Source organism: Microcoleus sp. PH2017_05_CCC_O_A (assembly GCF_020738785.1).
Taxonomy (GTDB): Bacteria; Cyanobacteriota; Cyanobacteriia; order Cyanobacteriales; family Microcoleaceae; genus Microcoleus.
In genome coordinates, this window is record NZ_JAEQCB010000090.1 from 1 (window position 1) to 21,488 (window position 21,488).

Sequence of the window (21,488 nt, forward strand, 5' to 3'; positions counted from 1 at the left end):
TTCGGTCAGTTTCATGATAGATTTTAGAGACATAAGATACGCTGCACACTGAAATTATCTTTGGGTCATTATAGGATCAATCATTCTGTGGTGCTCCCTCAGACTCTGTTTTAGATCCGATCGAGCAACCGAGCCAGAGGGTTAGGACGTTTTTAATTGTCGAAACCGTTGCTTTCTTCTTCCGACTTCCCTCTTCCTTCTTCCTTCTTCCTTCTTCCTTCCTCTAGAACTTTTTTGATTTCCTCGATCGCCCGACGCGCAACTTCTTCAGGCCTTTCGCCTCCGGAAATGCCAACTCGGACATCTGCTTGAGCGTAGAAACGCTCTCGTTCGCTCAAAAGGCTTTGCAGCTTAGATTTGAGGTCTCCCTGCCGCAGTAGGGGCCGAGTGCTGTCCGATCGCAGTCGATCGTATAATTGGTCTACAGGTACATCCAGCCACACCACGATACCGTAATGCAAGTAACCCCAATTTGTCGATCGGGCAACAATACCGCCGCCCGTAGCCACGATCGAATTTTGATAAGCAGCCAATTCGCCGAGCACTTTCGTTTCTAATTCCCGAAAAGCCTCTTCGCCTTCGCGATCGAAAATCTCAGCAATTGACTGATTAGCAACTCGCACAATTAGTTCATCCGTATCAAAAAAACGGTATTTTAATTCCCTTGCCAAAATCCGCCCCACCGTGGTTTTGCCCACACCCATCATCCCGACGAGATAGATATTAACTCCCCTCAACAAATCCACCGCCAAATCCTCCAATATTTTGCTATTTTTTCAGGTTAATCGGGCCGTCGCTGGGACGTGAGTCGTCCTCATCAAAGACATCATCCTCATCCAATCCCCAATCATCCTCTGTGTCTGCACTAGGATTTTGGGGTACTTGGGCGCCACCCCCTGGAGGTATGGGATCTTGCGGGGGAACCAGCACTCGATACTCTGCATCGTAGACAGACTCTGTTTGTCCCACCCCCGACTTGCTGGGATCTCGATAGCCATAGGAGTATACTGAGCCAGCCCAAGACTTGCTTTTTGGTTCCTGCTTCGATTCGTAAGCCCTCGGATTTGCTGCTGGAACGTCATTTACCTGCGGTCGATCGGCAAAATCGCGATCGTCCCCCCAATCATCATCGCTGCCGCCAGAGACCGATTTTGAGCCATCTGAAACCCAATCATCTTCATCATCTGCGGCTTGAATAATTGTCGGTTGATTGTAATTCTTGGCAACAGCAGGGTTTGGAGTTTCTGGTTGGAAAGTCTGCGGAGTGTAGCCTGCCGGTGTCCCGTACTCAGTTCGATCGGAAGTTTGGCTATTTTCTGTCTCAAAATCGGGGTCAATCTCCTGTTTTCTGGGAGGAGGAGGAGGCGCGTAAGCTGTTCTCCTGTCTGCTGAGACAGCCTCACGGCTGCGAATGTTGCGCCCGCTGGGAGTTCGTGTTTGAGATAGGTAATTTGAAAAGGAAAGCAAAGCAGAAATCAATAAAGACGTGACAACTCCCGTCCCCATGCTGAGCAAAATCCAGATAGATAAGGGTAAAGCGGGCGATCGAATTCCCAAAAATACCAGCGATAATGCCGGCTCCACATTTTGTAAGGCAAAAATAGTTAGCCCTACCACAATCACGAGCAATAATACAGGACGCATATCAAATTTTAATTGGTAATGGGTAATTGGTAATGGGTAATGGGTAATGGGTAATGGGTAATGGGTAATGGGTAATGGGTAATGGGTAATGGGTAATGGGTAATGGGTAATGGGTAATGGGTAATGGTTGGTAATTGGTAATTGGTAATTGGTAATGGTTATTGGTTATTGATTATTGATTATTGTCAACTATCAACTATCAACTATCAACTGCCAACTGCCAACTGCCAACTGCCAACTATCAACTATCAACTGCCAACTGCCAACTGCCAACTGCCAACTATCAACTATCAACTGCCAACTGCCAACTGCCAACTGCCAACTGACTACTCTTCTTCCTTCCAGCGTTTGAGAGGAACGCAATCAACCCCCAACTGATCTAAAGCCCGAGCCACAACAAAGTCTACCAAATCTTCAATAGTTTGCGGATTGTGATACCAAGCAGGAATCGCTGGCACAATTCTAGCTCCAGCTTCTGCTAAGGTAGTCAAATTCCGCAGGTGAATCAAGCTAAAAGGGGTTTCTCTAGGTACAAGTACCAATTTTCGCCCTTCCTTGAGCTGAACGTCGGCCGCTCTTTCGAGTAAATCCGAGCTCAAGCCAGCCGCCAACTTGCCTAGTGTACTCATGCTACAGGGAATAATCATCATCCCTTCGGTGCGAAACGATCCGCTAGCAATATTAGCACCAACATCTTGCCAGGGATGACACCGGAGTTTGCCAGAATTGGGTACTCCTGCTTGTTCTCGCCAGAATTCTTCTTGCAAAGTCGGTTCTGCGGGCATTCGGATGTTCTGTTCGCTTTGCCAAACTATGTAGGTAGATTTTGATGCTACCAGTTCGACGGCGCGATCGGCTTCCAACAGATATTTTAAAGTCCGCACGGCGTAAATCAGTCCCGATGCTCCAGTCACTCCTACAATCAGCGGGTAGTTATTTGTCATTTGTTATTTGTTAGTTGTTATTTGTTAGTTGTTATTTGTTAGTTATTAGTTGACTGTGGGAGCATCTCACCTTTTGCAAAAAAGCAATTTCTTCACAGTGCGAGCTTAAGAGCTCGCGAGTTGGATAGATCGCGAGCGGGGACAGCACTATAAAATCAAAACTGAGATGCTCCCGTTGACTGTTGACTGTTGTTAATTATTTTTGGATGATTTATGACTATAGTTTGCTCCCAATTTATCAATACTTAGTTGCTAGACAATGACAACTAAGTATTGAGGAAAATCAACTGTCAACTGTCAACTGTCAACTGTCAACTGTCAACTGTCACCTGACTATTCCTCATCATCAAAAGCTTGGCTGCCACCACCAACTGCAACTAAGTCAATTTGTTGGCGGTAGTAGTCAACGCTTTTGACTTGAACTTCTACCCGATCGCCCAAACGGTACTGATTGCGGTTTTTGCGACCAACTAGAGTTTGCTGGCGCGATCGATATTCATACCAATCATCCTTCAGCGAAGAAACGTGCACCAACCCTTCAACTCGCAAAAGTTCACTTTCCGGCGGCCGCACCTCAATTTCCACAAAGAAACCGTAAGACTGCACCCCTGTAATCAAACCCTGGAAAGTTTGACCGGTGCGCTCTTTCATCAATCCAGTTTTCTTCAATCCCTGCAAATCGCTTTCGGCATCCTCAGCAACCCTTTCGCGTTCCGTCAGGTGTACCACCGCCGCTGCAAACTCTGTCTCAAACTCGTGGTGCAAGTCTGGCGGCAGGACATTCCAAGTAATTTGACCGTGACAGGAGGAATGGTGCAGGTTGACTTTTTCTTTCGCACGAGTTGTGCGGCTGCTGCGGCCTTGCTCTAACACAGCGTGCAACACCCGCAGCACCAGCAAATCGGCGTAGCGGGAAAGCGGCGAAGTGCAGCGCGTGTAGCCATCTGACAGGGCCAAACCGAAGTGCGGCTTGGGAGTTGTGCTGTAAACAGCGGGCTTCATCGTGTCTTCGAGCAGGTAGGTGAGAACTCTTTCGGACTTGAGGCCGGCAAACTGTTGGGTAAATCGCTGGAAGTCAAAGGGCAGAACTTCTTCCTCGTTTTCGAGATACAGTTCGCCTCCGAGGTTGTTGGAGAGTTTGATGAACTCTTGAATGTCTGCCGGATCTGGCATCGGTTGGACGCGGTAGATTGCTGGGACTCCCAAGGCTTGCAGGTGAGTGGCGACAGCTTCGTTGGCAAGTACGACCAACTCCGAGACAGCCGACTGGGCGGCGGGAGCCGTTGCAAAAGCTCCTAATTCGCCTTCGTCGTCGAAGTGAGAGTTAGCATCTGGCAAATTTAGTTCAAAAGCTCCCCGCTTGAGCCTCGCCTGTCTGGCAGCCTTTGAGGCTGCGGAGATTTGAGCGAGGAAAGGACGGAGGGCGGAGGATAAAGCGGGATCTTCGGCATCGGAGCCTGGTTCGATAATTGCTTGAGCTTGCTCGTAGGTTAGCTGGTAGTCAATGTGAATGACGCTGGTTTGAATTTCGTATTCTAGGAGTTCTCCTGATTCGTCTAGGGTGAGCATGATGCTGAATGCCAGCCGTTCGGTGTCTAGCAGCAGGGAGCAGCGCTCGTTGAGGAGTTCTGGCACTACGGCGATGATTTTTTCTCCCAAATGGGCTGCTGTGCCTCGTTTGCGGGCTTCGCGATCTAGGGGAGTTTCGGGCTGTACGTACTCGGCGGCGTCGGTGACGTGGATTCCAACTTGCCAGCCGCCGGACTTCAGACTTTCGATCGACAATGCGTGTTCTATTGGCGGATCTGAGAGGAATGAGGTCGGGTCAAACTCGTTTTCGGTTGCGTCGTCTGAGAAACTTTCCTGCTGAGTTTTCGGGGCATCATTTTCGCCGTTGGTTTCTATCGGTTCATTTCTGCTGAAGGTAACAGTCAAGATGTTCCGCAAATCTAGCCGTTTTTTGATGTCGGTTTTTTTGACTTTGCTGGGCAAATTTTCGGCTGCTTTGATGACGGCTGCGGGGAAGGAGCGCGGCAAGTCGTGCTTGCAGCATACGATGTCGAGGTCATCGGCGGCTTCGGCGTCGGAACCGAGTACCTGTACTACTTTCCCGACTGGGCGGTGGGTTCCCAGGGGATAGCGTTTGACTTCGACGTGTACTAAATGGTCGATCGCCTCTTGGAGATTTGTACCGTTGGCGAGCAAGTCTAGTTCAAACAACAGGCGATCGTCCAGGGGAATTGCTCTGTAGCTGACGCGGCCGGTGGGGGTGGCGGTTTGCTTGACTCGCGCCAGTACCGAGGGGTTAGCGCGTTCGAGGATGAGCATAACTTCGCCTTCGGGCGATCGGCGGCGGCTACCTTCTTTGATAATTTTCACTAAAACTCGATCGCCATTCCAAGCAGTCGAGAGGTGACTTTCCCGCACATAAACGTCTTCTGAGCCTTCAGCGTCTTGAATCGCAAAGCAAAATCCTTTGCTCGAACAGCGCAGTTTTGCTTCTACCACGTCATCTTCAGCTACTCGACGATAGCGGCCTTTGTCTTTGACTAATATGCCAATTTTCTCTAGAGCTTCTAATGCGATTTGAAGTTTGAGTTGACTGGTTTCATCATTGCAGTCGAGTTTTTTTTCTAGTGCTTTGGGAGCCACTAATTTGTCTTCTGTAAAATTTGCCAGCAGTGCAGCGATAGAAAATTCCATGTAGCGATCGATCCTCTTGTTTCCAGCAATTAGTCTAATTTTGGCGAAATCAGCCGCACCCTCTCTTGCCCTCGCTGTGCCTGCTTCCCAACAAATGCGCGGGTTAGTAGGTGGAGATACCAGCACAGTCGGTGCTACCCGTGCGCGGGGATTTTTTCAGATTATTTCCCCACACCAGCAGTCGCTAATTGTCTGCTGTCTGTCAGCAAATGACAGATGATGGTGCAGACAAATACCCCATACCCTATTCCCCAATACAATTTTTTAGCGTTGGTTCCTTTGCTTTTGGCTTGCAGCGCCGAGCTCTTCGCGAAGTAGAAAGCCCCTGTCGGTTCTTAAAAGATGACTCGATGCTGAAAGCGACGGGTTGAGTCCTGGATCGGGAGATGGAGAGATGCAGAGGGAGAAAATTTGCATTTGGGCCTCCTGCCTTTTTCCTTCTGCCTTTTTCCTGCTTTCTTCTGCTTTTTGAAGTGCCTCTTGCCTTGTGCTAAAGCCAAAGATTTTACCGTCTCAAGGCAAAATTGCTAGTAGCTCGCCGCTGCGATACCCCTGTTTTTGCAAGCACTCTGCCCTTGCGGACGGAGGTGCAATTCAGGGTAGGGAGCAATCTGTGCTGTAGAAAGTGCAAGGTACACAAAACCGGAGACTTTTACTACTTTTGCCTAGTTGCTGTGTCATCTCCTATAGGTAGAAATGACCCCCGGTGCTTGTTAGCTTAAACCGCCGGATGTGGGATAGGGTTTAGTCGCGTGAAAGGTTGCGCGGATGATTCACCTTACATTTATTGTATGTTGAATATGTGCTTTCAGAAAAATGTTTTCTCTGGGTTGTACTAAACTTAAGTCATCAGCCCCTTCTGGTTTCGGGGTCAAAAAATTATGTTTGCTGAATTTCGCGCCCTTTATCCCGCTGGACAGTTGATCTGTGAGTTGCTGACTATTCATCACGGTAAGTTTGTGGTTCGCTGTCTGGTTCAGGTTGACGGCAAAACTCTCGCTACTGGTATGTCCGCTGCTGAGTCTGTTGAGGATGCTGAAGACCGCGCCCGATCGCGAGCGATTGCTGTCCTCGCATTTGCTGCTGCTCCGGCTCCGGTTGCTGCTGTTCCCGTTCCGGCTCCGGCTCCGGCTTCGGTTGCTGCTGTTCCCGTTCCGGCTCCGGTTGCTGTTGTTCCCGTTCCGGCTCCGGCTCCGGTTGTTCCCGTTCCCGTAGCCCCCCCTCCTGTTGTTCCCGTTCCCGTTCCCGTTGGGCCAGCCCTTGCTCCGCTTCCGGTTTTAGAAATGCCTGTTCCAGACAAAATTGACATACCACATCAAAGCAATTTTGTCAATAGGGAAACCAAATTAAATGCAGAGCCGACGATCGCACCTGTAGCGGAACCTTTGCCGCCAACAGTCGATTTACCTCCGGCGGTGGGATTTGTACCGAAGCAGTTAGACTCGGACGCTTGGCTGTCTTCCAGCTACGGCGAACCGCTTCCAGAATTGGAAGTGCCAAATACTAGCCAAAGCGAACTGTCGCAAGGTGCGGCCGAAGTCCGGGAATTGCAACCGATCGCGGTAGGAATTCCCAGCGATGCGATCGAAGATGATTCTGATACGATCGCCCAAATAGACGCAATTCTCAAACGGCTGCGATGGACAAAAAAACAGGAAACCGACTGTCTCGAACAAAATTATGGCAAGTCATCGCAGAGAGAACTTGCTAGCGAACAGTTGGCAGATTTCCTAGAATATCTAGAAATCTACAGCAGAACCACCGAAGAAATCAAGAGATTGGGATGGACAGCCAACCAAGGAAAAGATTATCTCAAACAAGGTTACGGCAAAGAAGCACGACATTTCTTAAATAGAGAAGAATTGTTCGACTTCCTGCAATATCTCGAATCTTTACCTTAACAATCAGGAAAATAGGTTTGTAGTGAGGACTTTAGTCCTTCTTTCTTGCAGGTTTGTAGTGAGGACTTCAGTCCTTCTTTCTTGCGGACTTTAGTGAATCACTATAAACTGTTTTTATTAACAGTAATTGAGCGGTTCATAAAAAATAAAAATTAAAAACAGGGAAATATTCTCCATTTTTAATTTTTAATTTACCAGTTCTGGACGAATTGAGGCCAAAGGGGGGGCATCTCAGTTTGGCATTTATAGTGCTGTCCCCGCTCGCGAGTTGTAGAATACGCGAGCGGGGACAGCACTATAAAAAAAAATGCTTTTTGCAAAGCTGAGATGCTTCCGGCCAAAGAAACCGGGTTTTTTACTTAATCTGTGGATTACAACGAGCGTCCCCGCTCGCGAGTTGTAGAATACGCGAGCTCGCGACAGCTCGCACTATAAAAAAAAATGCTTTTTGCAAAGCTGAGATGCTTCCGGCCAAAGAAACCGGGTTTTTTACTTAATCTGTGGATTACAACGAAGGATTTTCGCAAAAAACCCGGTTTCTGACTACCCGTGCGTCTAGGACTATTTACGCCACAGCAGCGATCGGGCGGCTAGCAGAAGGACGGCGATCGATCACTTGATCGACCAAACCATAGTCCTTTGCTTCTTCAGCCGACATAAAGAAATCGCGTTCGGTATCTTCTTCAATGCGGGAAAGCGGCTGACCGGTATGATCTGCCAAAAATTGATTCAGGCGCTGTTTGTGGTACAAAATCTCTTTCGCCTGAATTTCAATATCGGTAGCTTGTCCTTGAGCTCCGCCCAGAGGTTGGTGGATCATAATCCGGGAGTGAGGCAAACTCATCCGCTTGCCTTTAGCGCCCGCACTCAGCAGAAAAGCGCCCATGCTGGCGGCCAAACCAAGACAAATAGTGCAAATGTCGGGGCGGATGTGGTTCATCGTGTCAAAAATGCCCATACCTGCTGTTACCGATCCGCCGGGGGAGTTGATATAGAGGTAAATATCTTTCTCCGGGTCTTCGGCGTCTAAAAATAGCAATTGGGCTACGATCAGGTTGGCTAAGTCGGAGTCAACCTGTTGGCCCAAGAAGACGATGCGATCGCGCAGGAGTCGCGAGTAAATGTCAAAGGCGCGTTCGCCGCGACCGGATTGTTCTATAACTGTTGGGATCATTGAACGGGCCTGCCTATTACGTATCTTTTTTTTATTTTAACGATTTGGGCTCATTTATAGTTAGGGTGCGCTGGCGGGCGATCGGCAAATCGCTAAAATCGTTGAGTTTGGCAGGGTTGGGCTGTTAATTTGTGGAAAATGTGTCGGGCGGGCGATCGGATTTCCGATCGGGCGGGCGATCGATCTTGAGGAAGCGGACATCAATCAATGTTAAATGTTGTTGTGCGGCGATCGGATCGTGGCGAGAAGTACGATCGCTTGTTCGCGGCTGACACTAGGGAAATGGTCGAGAAACTCGTTGAGCGAATCACCAGCTTCGAGATAATCAAGCAAAGTCTTCATCGGGACGCGAGTGCCGATAAAGACAGGAGTTCCGCCTAAAATGTCGGGGTCGCTATGAACGATCGGTATAGGTAATCTGGGGTTCATCATCGCTTACGTATTTTGAATATAGCCTTTTTCAGAAAGATGAGGTATGCCAAGATATGTTGGAACCTTTACAGCGTAAAGCTTTTCAGGTCAAGACTTGTACCTCGTGAATGTGAGAAAGGCTATATATCGATTTTAGTCGATCGGTCCGCAGTCAAGTATTCGTAGGGTGTGTCGCGATCGAAAATCCCTAAGAAAAGAGCGACAATCTCGATCGCGACGCACCTTACACAATCGTTCAACAAACAACCCAAAAAATTGTTGTGTAACAAGACTTTTTATAAATGGTATTTAGTTAAGACGGATTGACCCTGGGCCTGATATTTTAAGAACAGATCCCAAATGGGTGCCATAACAGAAAAGAGTCACAGTTGGATAGTTTCATGAGCGCTCAATTTAAACTACTGACAGATCGATTAATTTTGCGTCCGCTCATTAGCGCAGATTTATCCTCAATCCAGGCTGCTGCTAGTGTTCGTCAGATTGCTGACACCATGATTTCAATTCCTCATCCCTATCCCGATGGCGAAGCTGAGCGATACATTGCTCGACAAAAGGCTGAGTTTGAAGCGGGGCATTCTGTCACCTTTGTCATGGAGCAGAGATTTGAAAAGAAGTTTAACGGAATCATTGAAATTCGAGACATTGAACGAGAGCATTCTCAGGCTGAATTGAGTTTTTGGTTGGCCGTTGAAGCGTGGGGACAGGGATATATGAGCGAAGCCTTAAAACCAGTGCTGCGATTTGGATTTGAAGAATTAGAACTCAATCGACTCTACGCTTACCACATGATTAGAAATCCAAGTTCCGGGCAAGTTTTGCGAAAAAATGGGCTTGTGTACGAAGGGATGCTGCGCCAACGAGTACGAAAATGGGGGATGTTTGAGGACGTGGCATTGTGGGCAATTTTGCGAAACGATTGGTGTGTTCCAGGGGTACAACAACTAGATGGAGCAGTCCTTTGAGGGTTTTTTAGTCGATCGTTTCCTCAAGCGGCTCATCGAAATCATCTGCCATGATAATCATACCTTCCATCGTTCCTGCAACACGACGCTTTTTCGGTGGTTTTTCTTGAGGAGATTTTTGAGCGTACTTCTCAATCAAAAACTCGATGTAATGAAGCACCTCTGTCTGAAAAGACTCTGGTAGTTCTTCTAATTTTTCTAAAATCACTGGCTGTATCATTGTTTCTTCTCCTTAGCTGTCTTCAGTAAAAACATTTTGGTAAAATTGAGAGTTACTGGTAGCGTGACTTCTTGGATTTTATCACCTCAATTACATTGTCGTGTCTTTGCCCTTCAATAATATCCTTAAGATGAATCTGTCCATTGACGTACTGAACGTGGATGCGCCAGCCTGAGACTTTATCAATATCAGCGCGATAAACTGCCTGCTTCACACCTTTAACTTTATGCAGTCTCGTTTTGGGAAATTGTCTCGTTCTGTGACATTCCTGGTCTTCAAGTTCTGCTAAAGCTTCCAGAAAACTAATCTTTAGCTCATCATCTGGCAAAATTTTCATAGCTTCGTAAATAATGCCATATTCATCGCATAGAGTAAGATTTTGTGCCATAACCAAGCTGATGATATCTAGGCAGTTTCTCGATCGCCCTGAAGTAGGTCTTGATACAAAGACTCTGCTACATCGTTATATGCTCGATCGAGTTCGTCGTGTAGAACTGCTCGAAAAAGAGTAAAAATAGCTTGCCCAAAAATAGGGTCTTCGTCAACCGCCAAAACCACTCTTAGTTTTTGAGAAATTCGTAGCGTATAAAGCGAAGACTCGTAACCATTCAGGTCTGACGATAGCGGGAGACGACGCAGCTTGCGATACACATTTGATTTTTGAGTAGGAAAAAGGCTGGCACAATAATTAATTTTTTGAATTACTGCGGCTTTCTCATCTTCATTTAGCAGCGCAATATCTTTCTCAAATTCCCTTGTTGACTCAATTAGAATATCCACGTTAAAAACCGTAAAAAAATATACAACTATTATACTACAAACAGCTTTTGACTGTCAAGACTCGTTGTTCACAACTTATCAACGAACTCACTTGTTTAACAAGCCACAATTCAAATTTTAATCACCCAACCTCGACGGTACATTCCATACAAAATCAACCACCAACACAATACCGCCGTCACTGCAAAAGCCAGAGAACCATTCAACGGCCCAGCCCAAGGCACAAACCAGTTTTCATAAATCCAAGTGTAAGTTGTTGGAGCAGTTTTACCAATGCCGATATGAGTTTTTAACAAAAGTCTAGCGACAATACCAGAGGCCACAAACAAGAAAATTGCATTCAATCCCATGATTTCAAACGGCCATCCCCATTTCCACTTTCGCACTTCTATTGTTTCGTAGCAAGCTGCTAGCAAAAGCAAAGCCCAACCAGCGGTAAAAACTACATAGGAACTCGTCCACAATTGTTTGTTGATCGGAAATAAAAATCCCCACAAATGACCAATTACTAAGCAACACAATCCACTAATTACTAAATTTAAACTCGTCCGGGTTTTGATTGGCTGCACGCGCAGCCATTCCCCTGTAAAATAGCCAGACAAAACTGTGACAACTGCTGGTAACGTACTCAACAGTCCTTCAGGATCGAAGGGGCCGCCTTTGTAGAGGTGTTGGCTACCCAGAATTAGCCGATCGACATATCCACCCACATATCCCTCTGGCGTCAGTGCGTATTCAGTGTACCCCCCTACAGCAAATACGAATAATACGCCCCAATAGCCTAAAAGCACCGCAACAGCGAGCAGTTTTTGATTGCGGGGGGAAAGGTTCAGAATCGCGATCGCACTAATTGCATACGCTAAACCGATGCGCTGCAATACTCCCATAATCCTGATTTTACCGAAATTTTCCACTGGGGCGCCGTTCAAAAGTACGTCAAGGGCGATCGAAGATGTATTTAGCAGCAATCCTAATACAAATAAAATCGCCGCCCGCCGCGCAATTCGCCAATAAATATTTGTTTCTATTTTTGTAGTAGTTTCAGTATATTTTGACAGCGAGAAGGACATCGCACAGCCAACGATGAACAGAAAAAAGGGAAATACCAAGTCTGTCGGGGTGCACCCGTGCCATTCTGCGTGATCTAGCGGCGGATACACCTGTTTCCAACTGCCGGGGTTGTTCACTAGAATCATTGAGGCGATCGCAATTCCGCGAAAAACATCAAGAGATTTTAATCGCATAAATTAAGTTATTTGTTCACTGTTCACTGTTCACTGTTCACTGTTCACTGTCTTAGCTGATGCCCATTTCCTAATTCTTTTCGGCCCAATTCCCCATGCCCCATGCCCCATGCCCCATGCCCCATGCCCCATGCCCCATGCCCTATATCTCTATCCCTTCCAGAGTCATAATCAGTGCATTCTTCATCAACATATCGCAGCGTTCTGCATAAAACAATGCAGCCTTATCATACTTGTTCACTTGCAAGACACGCATAAACATTTGCCTCGCTTGCGCGAATTGCTGCTGGTAGTGAAAAAAAATGCCCTGTTCAAAATCAGTTTGGGTTTTTCCTTTTAGTTCGATCATCATATCCGAATCACCGTCATAAATCTCAAACACAGCCACCGGCGCTTGTTTTCCTTTTACTTGAACGCGATCGAGAAATCGGCACTTATAATGTTGGGGGTCGTCAATCCGGCACAAAGTCTGAACGCTAGCAACAATACCAACTCCATAAAGCTTTGTCAATCCTTCCACCCTAGAGGCTAAATTTACAGCATCAGAAATGACTGTACTTTCCATCCGTTCCGCCTCGCCAATAGTACCCAACATTAAAGTTCCAGTATGCAAGCCAATCCCTATAGAAATAGGTTTGTATCCACAATTTTGTCTGTGTTTGTTATAAATTTTAACTTGCTGCTGCATCTCTATTCCCGCTTGCACAGCATCTTCAGCACAGTTAGGAAACAAAGCCATAATCCCGTCGCCAATATATTTATCTATAAAACCGTTGTACTGGCGGATAACTGGGCCAACTCGGCTTAAGTAAGAGTTGAGAAATTCAAAATTTTCTCGGGGAGACATACTCTCTGACAAACTTGTAAATGAACGAATATCAGCAAACATAATCGTCATTTCTGCCTGTACAGAGTCTCCCAATCTGGCATCAACTATGCTTTCTCTTTGGAGGAATTTCAAAAATTCTTTGGGTACAAAGCGCGCTGACGCTGCTGCTATTTTTTCTAGTTCACTTTTGCTGGCTTCAATTTGAGTCAGGGCGCGAAATGCTCTGAGTGCTGTCACTACCGTGGTAAATAACTTTTTGTTTGTTAGTTCTGTTTTTGTTTTGTAATCATTAATATCGTAGCTGACAATTACTACATCTTCTGGCACTTGTCCTGGCTGTCCGGTACGCAAAATAATCCGTACTACTTGATTCTCTAAAATATCGCGGATGTACTTTACTACTTCCAAGCCTGCCTCTTCTGTTTCCATGACTACATCGAGTAAAATCAAGGCTATGTCTGGATGGGCTTCGATTATTTCTTTGGCTTCTTTACCTGAGTAAGCGCTGATAAATGCGATCGCTTTGTTTTCAAATATAAATTCATTTAAAGCGAGTTTTGTAATATTATGAATTTCTATTTCATCGTCTACAATCAATATTTTCCAACTGCCTGCGATCGGCTTGTCTTCCGTCTCGTCTTCGTCGGCAAATATTAATTCATCGTCGCCCGCCACTATTAATTCGTCATCGCCCGCAGCCAACACATTTTTACTAGCTTCTGACATTTATCGTTCTCCTAAATAGAATTATATTAAAACTGACAGTATAATAACTAATTTCTTCTTATAACAGGAAATTCTATCATAAATTTTGTGCCTTTTTGTACTTGACTTTCGCAGCGAATTCTGCCTTTTAGTTTTTGCGTGACAAGGTTGTAAATAATGTGCAGTCCCAATCCTGTGCCGCCCTGACCTCTTTTTGTCGTAAAGAATGGTTCAAAAATTTTACTGAGATTTTCTGGGGTAATTCCTTTGCCGTTATCGGCATATTCAAATATTAGCCGATCGCCCTCTAGTTTCAAATCAAACGCCAGAATCCCCCCATTTTCTCCATCGTAAGCGTGAATTAGGGAATTCAACACCAGATTTGTCACAATTTGAGAGAACACACCGGGGTAACTGTCCAGTACAATATTTTCATCGCACTTAATCTCTACTTTGTGCTTAGTTCTTCTGAGTTTGGCGCTTAAGGATGTCAAAATCTCCTCTAGATAGTTTTTCACGTTAAACGTGCGTTTTAATTCGCTCGACTGATCTACAGCCACTTCTTTAAAACTGTGAATCAAATCTGCCGCCCGCGTGAGGTTGGATAAGATCATATTACTGCTTTGCAGCGCCGTATCCAGGAATTTTTCTAGCTCCGATCGTTTAATTTGTCCCTTGCTGTAAAGATCCAAAAATTTGGTGACTTTTTCAGCCAGTAGCGAGGCGGCAGTGATACCTACGCCGATGGGAGTATTTATTTCGTGGGCGACACCTGCAACCAACCCTCCGAGAGCAGCCATTTTTTCCGCTTCTACCAGTTTATTTTGAGCCGATTTTAAGTCTTCTAAAGTTTGGGACAATTCGCAGGTACGCTGCTGAACTAAGTTTTCAAGATTCTGATTGAATTGCTGCAAGTTCATGTAAAGTTGGGCGTTTTCAATCGAGATAGAAATTTGAGAAGACAGCAGTTTTAATAGTTCCAACCTGTCTGGCGTAAAAGCGCCTGTAGTCAGATTGTTTTCTAAATATAAAATGCCACTGAGTTTGCCTTGATGGATTAAGGGAGTGCAAAGAATTGATTTAGGTTGAACCGCAATTATATAAGGTGCGCGAGTAAATTGTCCTTCGCGGGTGGCATCATTTAAAACTATACTTTCCTGGGTACGGGCGACGTAGTTGACAACAGAAACTGCCAGCAAAGTTACTTCTCGATCTTCACATACAAAATCTATCGGAATTGATTGCATTACATTAACCCGCTCGACATCCACAGAGCCTGATGCTTCAATCACCCATTGACCAGATTTTTCTAGTATTAAAAAGCCTTTTTGTCCCCCGGCATTTTCAATAACAATTTTCATCAGTTTTGCCAGCAGTTTGTCTAGAACTATTTCGCCCGCTAAGGTTTGCGATGCTTTTACTGCTGTTGTCAAGTCTAGTACGCCTGCACCGTCGCTCGTAGTGCAAGCGCTACTCGTAGATTTGTGAGTTTCGATATTCGTTGAAATCGAGGGTGAAGTCAGCAACTGCGAGTATTTTGATTCTAAATGCGCTACTTTCGCTTTAGCTCCCCAGCGCTGATAGCAATAACGCGCTTCTGTCAAGTAAGTTTTCGCAATTCTTTCTCGTCCAATCGATAAATAAAATGCTCCTGCCAATTCTGCTGCTAGTGCTTGTACCTGTATGTATCCGTTTGTTTGCGCTCCGGCAATGGCGGAGTCGTAATATTCCATTGCTCTCACAATATCTCCCAATATTCGAGCTTTTTCAGCGGCAATCAAGTCACATTTGTGCTGGAGGTTCATCGGCGCAGAAAGTGCTTTTTTTTGCATTTTTTTTAGGTTGGTGTTTGCGTAAAAAAGATGCTCTTCTTGTACCTCTTTTGTTGCCGATGGATATGCTGCGAGTCGGGCTAGAGAATCATAAAAATGGTATTCAGGAACATTAATAAACCCCACAACTCCGTCTAAATAAACTTCGGCTTGCGCTGCATTTTCTAGCGCCAGCTCGACATTGCCAAATAAATAGGCTAATATTAATTTCTGTAAGTAAAAAGTTTGAAGTCCCACTCGATCGTTAACTTTCAACAGCAGCGGCAATAATGTTTTTTCGCTGTAAGCTTCACGTAATAAAATGTCGGGGCTTTCCATTTTCCCCATCAATTGCAAAACTGTTTGCCAATATATTTGATTCCAAGTCAATACCGTTTCTTGCTTTAGTTGAAATAGCAAATGGTTGTAATTTACCATTTTTCGTTCCAGTTGCGGCAATTCTTGACCAATAAAATACAAGGACTGACAAATATTTACGGCAGAATATCCAACCGATTCTAAATCACCATTTTCGAGCGCGCTTTGATAGGCTTCTTCTAACAGAGGTAAAGTATCTTTAACGTGATGTTTGCCGTGCATCAAAATGAAGGCAACTAAATTAAGAGTCTTGCTTTTGAATTCTAAAGCATTTAGCCGAGCGATCAAATTTAATGCTAATTGACCAAATCGCTCGCCCGATTCAATGTCTCTAACTATTCCTTTTAAAATTGCTCCGTAATTAGCATAACCGAAGGCAGAAAAAGCAGAGTTTCCGTAGTTTATAGATAAATTAACTTGCTCGCAGACAATCAACGGCAACAGTATGGGTTCAACAATCGAGGTAGCCGACAACATACTGGAAAGGACGCGCATAGTTGCTAATTTACGCGGCTCGGTCATCATAGGCAAGTCAATTAAATCTTCTATCTTTTTTCCTGTTAAATAAGCTGAGGTTTTGGTAAGTGCTTGCTGAATGTGGAGGGGAGTTGGCGATTTTGGAAAGTTTATTCCTAACATTGTGAGTGATTCCCGACCAATTGTTACCGCTTCTTGCAGTTTGGTTTGCATCGCACAAGCTGTGATTCGGATTTCAAAAACTTTGATTTTGTCTAGTTCATTTTTGGCGTATTGCAAGACAATTTTTGCCCATTTTTCCATTTGTTCAAAATCGGTATTGAGGTAAGCTGCTTCTGCTGCTGACTCGTAGAGTGCAAGAGTCAAGTCGTAGTCGGTTTGCCAACTTTGCATGGGAAGCAATGCAATACCTGCGGCCAAATATTTGACAGCGAGTTCATAAGCTGCACTGGCTTTTGCTTTGCGGCCCGCCATTAAATTTAATTTACATAAATGAAGTTTTTCTAATTCACTGCTGATGATTGGTTGGGCTGCATTTAGTTGGTTGACTAAATCGAAAATATGGTTTTCTAATTGCTCTGGATGCGCGTTTTGCAGCAAGAATCTGCCGATTTTGAGATGAATTTCTTGTTTCTGAGATTCGGATATTAAAGCGTAAGCTGCTTGCTGAACTCGCTCGTGCAAAAATTTATAAGTTGCGCTACCAGCATCAGCAACTGGTAGGGACAATTCATCTGTAACGTCTCTAGATATTTGGTCTGTTAACCCTGTGCTTGCTGCTAGTGCGATCGGAATTTTGTAAGCGTTATTCACGGGCAAAATCAGACCGGACTGAACTGCTTCCCAGAGGTGTGTTGCTGCGGAAGTCAGAGGTTGTTCGCTGATTTGGGAGAGAATTGCTAAATCAAATTTGTTGCCTATACAAGCGGCTAATGTTAGCAGTTCCTGCGTATTACCTGAAAGTTTCTGAATGTTGTCTATCATTAATTCCACAACATTGTCAGTTATTCCTATTTCTTGTATTTGCTCAATGTCCCACTGCCACTCGCCTGTGATTTTGCATTTTTTCACAGCTTGTTCTGGGATTTGTTCGGCAAAGTCAGACAAGTGAGGTTCGGCTCGATCGACCGAATTTTCAGAGGCTACAAATTTAAATTGTAGCATTTTTTGGGAGTAAAGAGACTTCAGCAATTGGGCTATAAAAAATGGATTTCCTCCGGTTTTGTGAAACAGTAATTGTCCCAAAGGTAGCGATTTTTCTGGGGCGCAGCTCAGAGTATCCGCGACGAGTTGATTGACGCTGTTAATATCTAAAGGCAAAAGGGCGATCGTACTTACATTCCCGCCTGCTTTCCTAATTGTTTCTGCGGCTAGCATTACGGGATGATTTGCATCTACTTCTGATTCTCTATAGGCTCCGATTATTAATAAGTATTGGCTGGCCATGTCAGTTGCTAGCAGTTGGATTAACTTGAGCGAGGCTGAATCAATCCACTGCAAGTCATCGAGAAAAATTACCAGCGGGTGTGCTTTTTGAGTAAAGATGCGGATGAATTTTTGAAATACTAAATTAAAGCGATTTTGAGATTCATTCGATCCTAAATCTGGCACAGAAGGCTGCGACCCGACAATCAGTTCTACTTCGGGAATAACTTCAATAATTACTTGGCAGTTGCTACCGAGAGCATTTAAAATTTTTTGTTTCCAAACTAGCACTTTGGCGGCTGTTTCTGTGAGAATTTGCTGCAACAAGTCTTGAAAAGCTTGGAGCAAAAAAGCGTAGGGAATATCGCGCTTGAATTTCTCAAATTTGCTGTCAATAAAATACCCATTTTCCCGGAGTATGGGTTGGTAAATTTCATAGACAAGCGACGATTTGCCAAGGCCGGCACAACCGGAAATAAGTAGGATTTCTGTATAGCCTCGCTTCATGCGATCGAACGTATTGAGAAGTAGATTAACTTCGGCTTCTCGTCCGTAAAGTTTTTGGGAAATTTGCAGGTGAGTTGACCGATCTTGCTCGCCGAGGGTGATGTGAGAAATTGCGCCGCTTGTTTGGAGTTGAGCGAGACAATTTTCCAAGTCGTACAAAAGTCCGAAAGCACTTTTATACCTGTCTTCGGCAGTTTTTGCTAATAGCTTCATTACGATATCGTCAACGGCTAGAGGAATCTCGTCGCTTTCTGTTTGATTGATGCTGCCTTTGACTTTCTGCTTTCTATTTTCGCCAGGAGAAACGGGCGTTTTAGCAATATGGCAGTGCACTAATTCCATCGGATCGATCGCATTAAAAGGCAATTCGCCGCAGAGCATTTCATAAAAAGTGACGCCTAAAGAATAAAAATCGGTGCGGTAGTCGATCGCCCGATTCATGCGTCCCGTTTGTTCGGGAGACAGATAGGCGAGGGTTCCTTCGAGTAAATGGGGGTGGGCCAGGGTGGGGTTTTCGCCTGGTAGCAGGGAGGCGATCGCAAAATCAGTAATTTTGACATCCCCAGTCTGGATATTGACAATAATATTGCTGGGTTTAATATCTTTGTGAATGATGTGATTTTCGTGGAGTTGTCCGAGAGTTTCTGCTAGTTTTATGCCTATTTGGAGAAATTGTTGTAACTCTAGCTGGTTGGTGCTGAGAAAATCTTTTAGGGAAATGCCACCAAAATCTTCTAAAATTAAAACAGGAAAGTGATTGTATTTTTCAAGCTTGTAAAGTTTGACTATTCCTGGTAAATTTAAATTTTTAAGGATTTCTGCTTCGTGCAGGAGTTGGGCTATTCGCGCTGGGGTAGGGTAGGTCGGTGTGAGAGTTTTCAGGATAACTGGTTTTTGTTCTTCAAGCTGCATCCCTCGATAAATAACTGTGTGGGGGTTTGTATAAAGTTCTCCGTCAATGCGGTATCCTGGAATAGTAATCATGCTGTTTGGGAGTGATTTAAAAATTGAAGTTTTATATAAATTTCGGCTGGGCTGGAATGATAGAGAGGAGACGGCTTGGCCTTAGTCCCTACACCAGATTAATCGTAGGAAAACGGCACTGCCGTGTCCTGATTTCTACACCAGATTAATCGTAGGGAAACGGCACTGCCGTGTCCTGACTTCAGGTAATACTTATCTATATTGTAGTATTCAAAAAATCAAAAATTGTATTTTGCGATCGCGCCAGTGCCAAAATAAACTGGTGCGTGCAAATCAACAGGTAAAATCTCAAAACAATCATGCAGAATATAACTGCCTCAAATCCAGCTACTGCGACCGATCGCGCTTTGGGCACCGCAGACATTAAACTACTGGTAGTGGATATCGACGGGACGATCGCAGGTTTGTCAAATCAGATCCGAGAACCTGTCAAGCAGGCCATTTCGGCAGCCCAGTCGCGGGGAGTGAAAGTAGCTGTCGCTACGGGCAGGATGTACCAGTCTGCTTTGCGTTTCCACTCGCATATCGGCTCAACTCTGCCGCTGATTTGCTACCAGGGCGCGTGGATTCAAGATGTCGCGAGTCAAAAGCGGCTGCGCCACTTACCGCTGTCGATACCAAGGGCTTTGCAATTGTTAGAGCATTTTGAAGTACCGGAATTGCGATCGCTCCTGTCGATCCATTTCTACATTGACGATAAACTGTATGTACCGGAAATTACCACAGCTACCCTCGGGTATTGAACCAAATGTAATTAAAGATTTGCGGCGAGATATTCCGGGGGAACCGACGAAAGTCTTGGCTTTGTGCCAGAATCCGGAGGTACTCGACGGCTTGCTCATTAGTATGCGCGAGCGTTACACGCCTGCGGAGCTTTATTTAACTCGATCCGTTGCTACTTTTTTTGAAGCGACGCATCCTTTGGCGAATAAGGGAGATGCGGTGAAGTATTTGGCGGAGGAAATTTTGGGTTTGCAGGCGGCGAATGTGATGGCGATCGGCGACAATTTTAACGATCTAGAAATGATTTCCTACGCGGGTGTGGGCGTGGCGATGGGGAATGCTCCTGATGGGGTGAAGGCTGTTGCTAATTGGGTGGCGCCGGATGTGGAGGAAGATGGGGTGGCGTTGGCGATCGAACAATTTGTTTTGGGCGATCGCTGATATTTGTAGCAATAATAATTTTCCCAAAATTATAGGGGCACGGCACTGCCGTGTCCCTATAATTTTAAAAATGTCTTTCAACAGAAAAAGCACCGACGACTGGCCGTGTTTCGTCTCGGTGCTTCTTCTGGTTCGCTCCTCACACGTCCATTAATATAGCTAACTCAGTACATTGTGTCAATACTTTTAACAAAAGTTTTTTTTTGAGTCTGCTGCGGGTGCGTGCGATCGAGGCAGAACCTTTGTAATGCAAGGGTTTAGCCGATCGCCCTGCACATCCATCCAAGCCGAAAAAATTTACTTGAATTCAACCAGCCAGTCCAAAATCAGAGTATTCACCTCATTTGGTCGTTCGTCGTGGGGACAGTGGCCTGTGTTGGGAATTGAGACAAATTTGACGGGTTTACCGTTGGTGGCCAATTCTTGGTAAATCTGGCTACCGGCGATCGGCGTCCAGGGGTCATCTGCGCCCCAAAGTACCAATAACGGACGATCGACCTTTGGCAGCAATTCCGACGGTTGAGGGCCTGCTGGGGCCGTGAGAATCGAGGCAAATACTTGTTGAGCTCCGGGCTCGCAGGAGGGCGCGTGGAGGAGTTCTACGAGTTCGTCGGTAATGGCTTCCCGATTGCCGTAGACTTGGCGCAGGGTGTTGCGGATGCGGTGTTTTTGCCGGATGTTGTTGAAGACAAAGGGGCCGATGATGGGCGATCGAACTAATTTAGCAAAAGTCCCCATGATTAATCCCAGGGGAAAACTCAGTTCTTCGGGTCGGTGGTTGAGTCCGCCGGCACAGTTGATTAAGACACCGCCGGCGGAGATTTCTGGATGGTTGGCGACTACCATCAAACTTAGCAATGCGCCGATCGAATTTCCGACAAATACCGCCGGTTCCTGTACCAAATCTGCCCAGAAATCGGTGAGTAATTCTTCCCACAATTCCAGGGTGTAATCGAGGGCCGGTTTCGCGGAAGCCCCGAATCCCAACAAGTCCAGGGCAAATACGCGGTAGCCGCCGGCAGCGAGTGCGGGGATATTTTGCCGCCAATGCCCGATCGAAGCCCCAAATCCATGAATCAAAATCAGAGGGCGGCCCGTGCCTTGGACGGTATATTGGATTTTGTGACCTTTCCAAGTCCAAATTAATTTTTCAAAGCTGGTTGCAGATACTAATTGTTGTGCAGTCACGGCTATTATGTAAAGT

The 21,488-nt window shown here is 45.5% G+C and carries 20 protein-coding genes; 5 read left to right on the top strand and 15 right to left on the bottom strand.

All coding sequences use genetic code 11. From position 1 onward, the window contains the following. Positions 1–152 precede the first annotated feature (152 nt). The 5 genes from JGK20_RS21005 to JGK20_RS21025 form a co-directional block, all read right to left on the bottom strand. Positions 153–746: a shikimate kinase gene (locus tag JGK20_RS21005; protein ID WP_293232016.1), complete on the bottom strand. Its 594-nt coding sequence runs from the start codon at positions 744–746 to the stop codon at positions 153–155. A 22-nt stretch (positions 747–768) separates the two neighbouring features. Continuing rightward, a complete protein-coding gene (locus JGK20_RS21010) occupies positions 769–1,644 on the bottom strand; it encodes a LapA family protein (RefSeq protein WP_293186343.1) in 876 nt (291 codons plus the stop codon). A 192-nt stretch (positions 1,645–1,836) separates the two neighbouring features. Beyond that, complete coding sequence (locus JGK20_RS21015) at positions 1,837–2,007, bottom strand: hypothetical protein (protein ID WP_293205858.1); 171 nt, start codon at positions 2,005–2,007, stop codon at positions 1,837–1,839. Next, the gene (locus JGK20_RS21020; protein ID WP_293190357.1) at positions 1,971–2,588 is read right to left on the bottom strand and encodes a flavin prenyltransferase UbiX; all 618 of its coding nucleotides are present in this window, start codon (positions 2,586–2,588) and stop codon (positions 1,971–1,973) included. Before JGK20_RS21020 ends, JGK20_RS21015 begins: the two co-directional genes overlap by 37 nt. A gap of 333 nt (positions 2,589–2,921) precedes the next feature. After that, positions 2,922–5,291, bottom strand: coding sequence for a ribonuclease R family protein (locus tag JGK20_RS21025; protein WP_293186356.1), 2,370 nt, complete (start codon positions 5,289–5,291; stop codon positions 2,922–2,924). Between the two features lie 209 nt (positions 5,292–5,500). Here JGK20_RS21025 and JGK20_RS21030 point away from each other — a divergent pair, with 209 nt between their 5' ends. Together JGK20_RS21030 and JGK20_RS21035 are read left to right on the top strand one after the other, a co-directional pair. Further along, positions 5,501–5,662: a hypothetical protein gene (locus JGK20_RS21030; protein ID WP_293232018.1), complete on the top strand. Its 162-nt coding sequence runs from the start codon at positions 5,501–5,503 to the stop codon at positions 5,660–5,662. Positions 5,663–6,172: 510 nt separating this feature from the next. After that, positions 6,173–7,192: a hypothetical protein gene (locus JGK20_RS21035; protein WP_293186337.1), complete on the top strand. Its 1,020-nt coding sequence runs from the start codon at positions 6,173–6,175 to the stop codon at positions 7,190–7,192. 565 nt (positions 7,193–7,757) lie between these two features. On the opposite strand, the gene clpP is transcribed toward JGK20_RS21035, so the two are convergent. The 3 genes from clpP to JGK20_RS21050 are packed head-to-tail and all read right to left on the bottom strand — an operon-like array spanning position 7,758 to position 8,798. Next, the gene (gene clpP / locus JGK20_RS21040) at positions 7,758–8,390 is read right to left on the bottom strand and encodes an ATP-dependent Clp endopeptidase proteolytic subunit ClpP (RefSeq protein ID WP_293149808.1); all 633 of its coding nucleotides are present in this window, start codon (positions 8,388–8,390) and stop codon (positions 7,758–7,760) included. Positions 8,391–8,426: 36 nt separating this feature from the next. After that, positions 8,427–8,567, bottom strand: coding sequence for a hypothetical protein (locus tag JGK20_RS21045; RefSeq protein ID WP_293190351.1), 141 nt, complete (start codon positions 8,565–8,567; stop codon positions 8,427–8,429). A 9-nt stretch (positions 8,568–8,576) separates the two neighbouring features. Beyond that, on the bottom strand, positions 8,577–8,798 hold the full coding sequence (locus JGK20_RS21050) for a DUF433 domain-containing protein (RefSeq protein ID WP_293185633.1): 222 nt from the start codon (positions 8,796–8,798) through the stop codon (positions 8,577–8,579). A gap of 380 nt (positions 8,799–9,178) precedes the next feature. On the opposite strand from JGK20_RS21050, the gene JGK20_RS21055 reads away from it, so the two are divergent. Then, positions 9,179–9,760 carry a GNAT family N-acetyltransferase gene (locus JGK20_RS21055; protein WP_293185635.1) on the top strand — a complete coding sequence of 194 codons (582 nt, stop codon included), beginning with the start codon at positions 9,179–9,181 and terminating at the stop codon, positions 9,758–9,760. A gap of 7 nt (positions 9,761–9,767) precedes the next feature. On the opposite strand, the gene JGK20_RS21060 is transcribed toward JGK20_RS21055, so the two are convergent. From JGK20_RS21060 to JGK20_RS21085, 6 genes are all read right to left on the bottom strand, one after another. Further along, positions 9,768–9,980: a DUF2281 domain-containing protein gene (locus JGK20_RS21060; RefSeq protein WP_293185637.1), complete on the bottom strand. Its 213-nt coding sequence runs from the start codon at positions 9,978–9,980 to the stop codon at positions 9,768–9,770. Positions 9,981–10,032: 52 nt separating this feature from the next. After that, entirely contained in the window at positions 10,033–10,368 is a 336-nt protein-coding gene (locus JGK20_RS21065; protein WP_293185639.1) for a hypothetical protein, read from the bottom strand. A 17-nt stretch (positions 10,369–10,385) separates the two neighbouring features. Further along, on the bottom strand, positions 10,386–10,760 hold the full coding sequence (locus JGK20_RS21070; protein ID WP_293185641.1) for a hypothetical protein: 375 nt from the start codon (positions 10,758–10,760) through the stop codon (positions 10,386–10,388). 110 nt (positions 10,761–10,870) lie between these two features. Further along, on the bottom strand, positions 10,871–12,004 hold the full coding sequence (locus tag JGK20_RS21075) for a DUF5009 domain-containing protein (RefSeq protein WP_293232020.1): 1,134 nt from the start codon (positions 12,002–12,004) through the stop codon (positions 10,871–10,873). Between the two features lie 142 nt (positions 12,005–12,146). After that, positions 12,147–13,559, bottom strand: a complete 1,413-nt coding sequence (locus JGK20_RS21080) for an adenylate/guanylate cyclase domain-containing protein (protein WP_293185645.1) — start codon at positions 13,557–13,559, stop codon at positions 12,147–12,149. 47 nt (positions 13,560–13,606) lie between these two features. Then, positions 13,607–19,120, bottom strand: a complete 5,514-nt coding sequence (locus JGK20_RS21085; protein ID WP_293185646.1) for an ATP-binding sensor histidine kinase — start codon at positions 19,118–19,120, stop codon at positions 13,607–13,609. 299 nt (positions 19,121–19,419) lie between these two features. Between JGK20_RS21085 and JGK20_RS34625 the strand changes: the two genes are divergently transcribed. After that, the gene (locus JGK20_RS34625) at positions 19,420–19,863 is read left to right on the top strand and encodes an HAD family hydrolase (protein WP_366039262.1); all 444 of its coding nucleotides are present in this window, start codon (positions 19,420–19,422) and stop codon (positions 19,861–19,863) included. Further along, positions 19,826–20,284 carry an HAD hydrolase family protein gene (locus tag JGK20_RS34630; protein WP_366039264.1) on the top strand — a complete coding sequence of 153 codons (459 nt, stop codon included), beginning with the start codon at positions 19,826–19,828 and terminating at the stop codon, positions 20,282–20,284. The genes JGK20_RS34625 and JGK20_RS34630 overlap by 38 nt, the downstream gene beginning before the upstream one ends. Positions 20,285–20,581: 297 nt before the next feature. Here the strand turns inward: JGK20_RS34630 and JGK20_RS21095 are convergent, their stop codons facing one another. Further along, positions 20,582–21,472, bottom strand: coding sequence for an alpha/beta fold hydrolase (locus JGK20_RS21095; protein WP_293211374.1), 891 nt, complete (start codon positions 21,470–21,472; stop codon positions 20,582–20,584). Positions 21,473–21,488: the final 16 nt, after the last annotated feature.

What these genes read in the sequence shown, in the direction of transcription:
- JGK20_RS21030 (WP_293232018.1), top strand. Translation starts at nt 5,501, where the DNA reads ATGACAGATGATGGTGCAGACAAATACCCCATACCCTATTCCCCAATA.
- JGK20_RS34625 (WP_366039262.1), top strand. Translation starts at nt 19,420, where the DNA reads ATGCAGAATATAACTGCCTCAAATCCAGCTACTGCGACCGATCGCGCT.
- JGK20_RS34630 (WP_366039264.1), top strand. Translation starts at nt 19,826, where the DNA reads ATGTACCGGAAATTACCACAGCTACCCTCGGGTATTGAACCAAATGTA.
- JGK20_RS21020 (WP_293190357.1), bottom strand. Translation starts at nt 2,588, where the DNA reads ATGACAAATAACTACCCGCTGATTGTAGGAGTGACTGGAGCATCGGGA.
- JGK20_RS21050 (WP_293185633.1), bottom strand. Translation starts at nt 8,798, where the DNA reads ATGATGAACCCCAGATTACCTATACCGATCGTTCATAGCGACCCCGAC.
- JGK20_RS21055 (WP_293185635.1), top strand. Translation starts at nt 9,179, where the DNA reads ATGAGCGCTCAATTTAAACTACTGACAGATCGATTAATTTTGCGTCCG.
- JGK20_RS21010 (WP_293186343.1), bottom strand. Translation starts at nt 1,644, where the DNA reads ATGCGTCCTGTATTATTGCTCGTGATTGTGGTAGGGCTAACTATTTTT.
- JGK20_RS21085 (WP_293185646.1), bottom strand. Translation starts at nt 19,120, where the DNA reads ATGATTACTATTCCAGGATACCGCATTGACGGAGAACTTTATACAAAC.
- JGK20_RS21035 (WP_293186337.1), top strand. Translation starts at nt 6,173, where the DNA reads ATGTTTGCTGAATTTCGCGCCCTTTATCCCGCTGGACAGTTGATCTGT.
- JGK20_RS21080 (WP_293185645.1), bottom strand. Translation starts at nt 13,559, where the DNA reads ATGTCAGAAGCTAGTAAAAATGTGTTGGCTGCGGGCGATGACGAATTA.
- JGK20_RS21075 (WP_293232020.1), bottom strand. Translation starts at nt 12,004, where the DNA reads ATGCGATTAAAATCTCTTGATGTTTTTCGCGGAATTGCGATCGCCTCA.
- JGK20_RS21060 (WP_293185637.1), bottom strand. Translation starts at nt 9,980, where the DNA reads ATGATACAGCCAGTGATTTTAGAAAAATTAGAAGAACTACCAGAGTCT.
- JGK20_RS21025 (WP_293186356.1), bottom strand. Translation starts at nt 5,291, where the DNA reads ATGGAATTTTCTATCGCTGCACTGCTGGCAAATTTTACAGAAGACAAA.
- JGK20_RS21065 (WP_293185639.1), bottom strand. Translation starts at nt 10,368, where the DNA reads ATGGCACAAAATCTTACTCTATGCGATGAATATGGCATTATTTACGAA.
- JGK20_RS21045 (WP_293190351.1), bottom strand. Translation starts at nt 8,567, where the DNA reads ATGTCCGCTTCCTCAAGATCGATCGCCCGCCCGATCGGAAATCCGATC.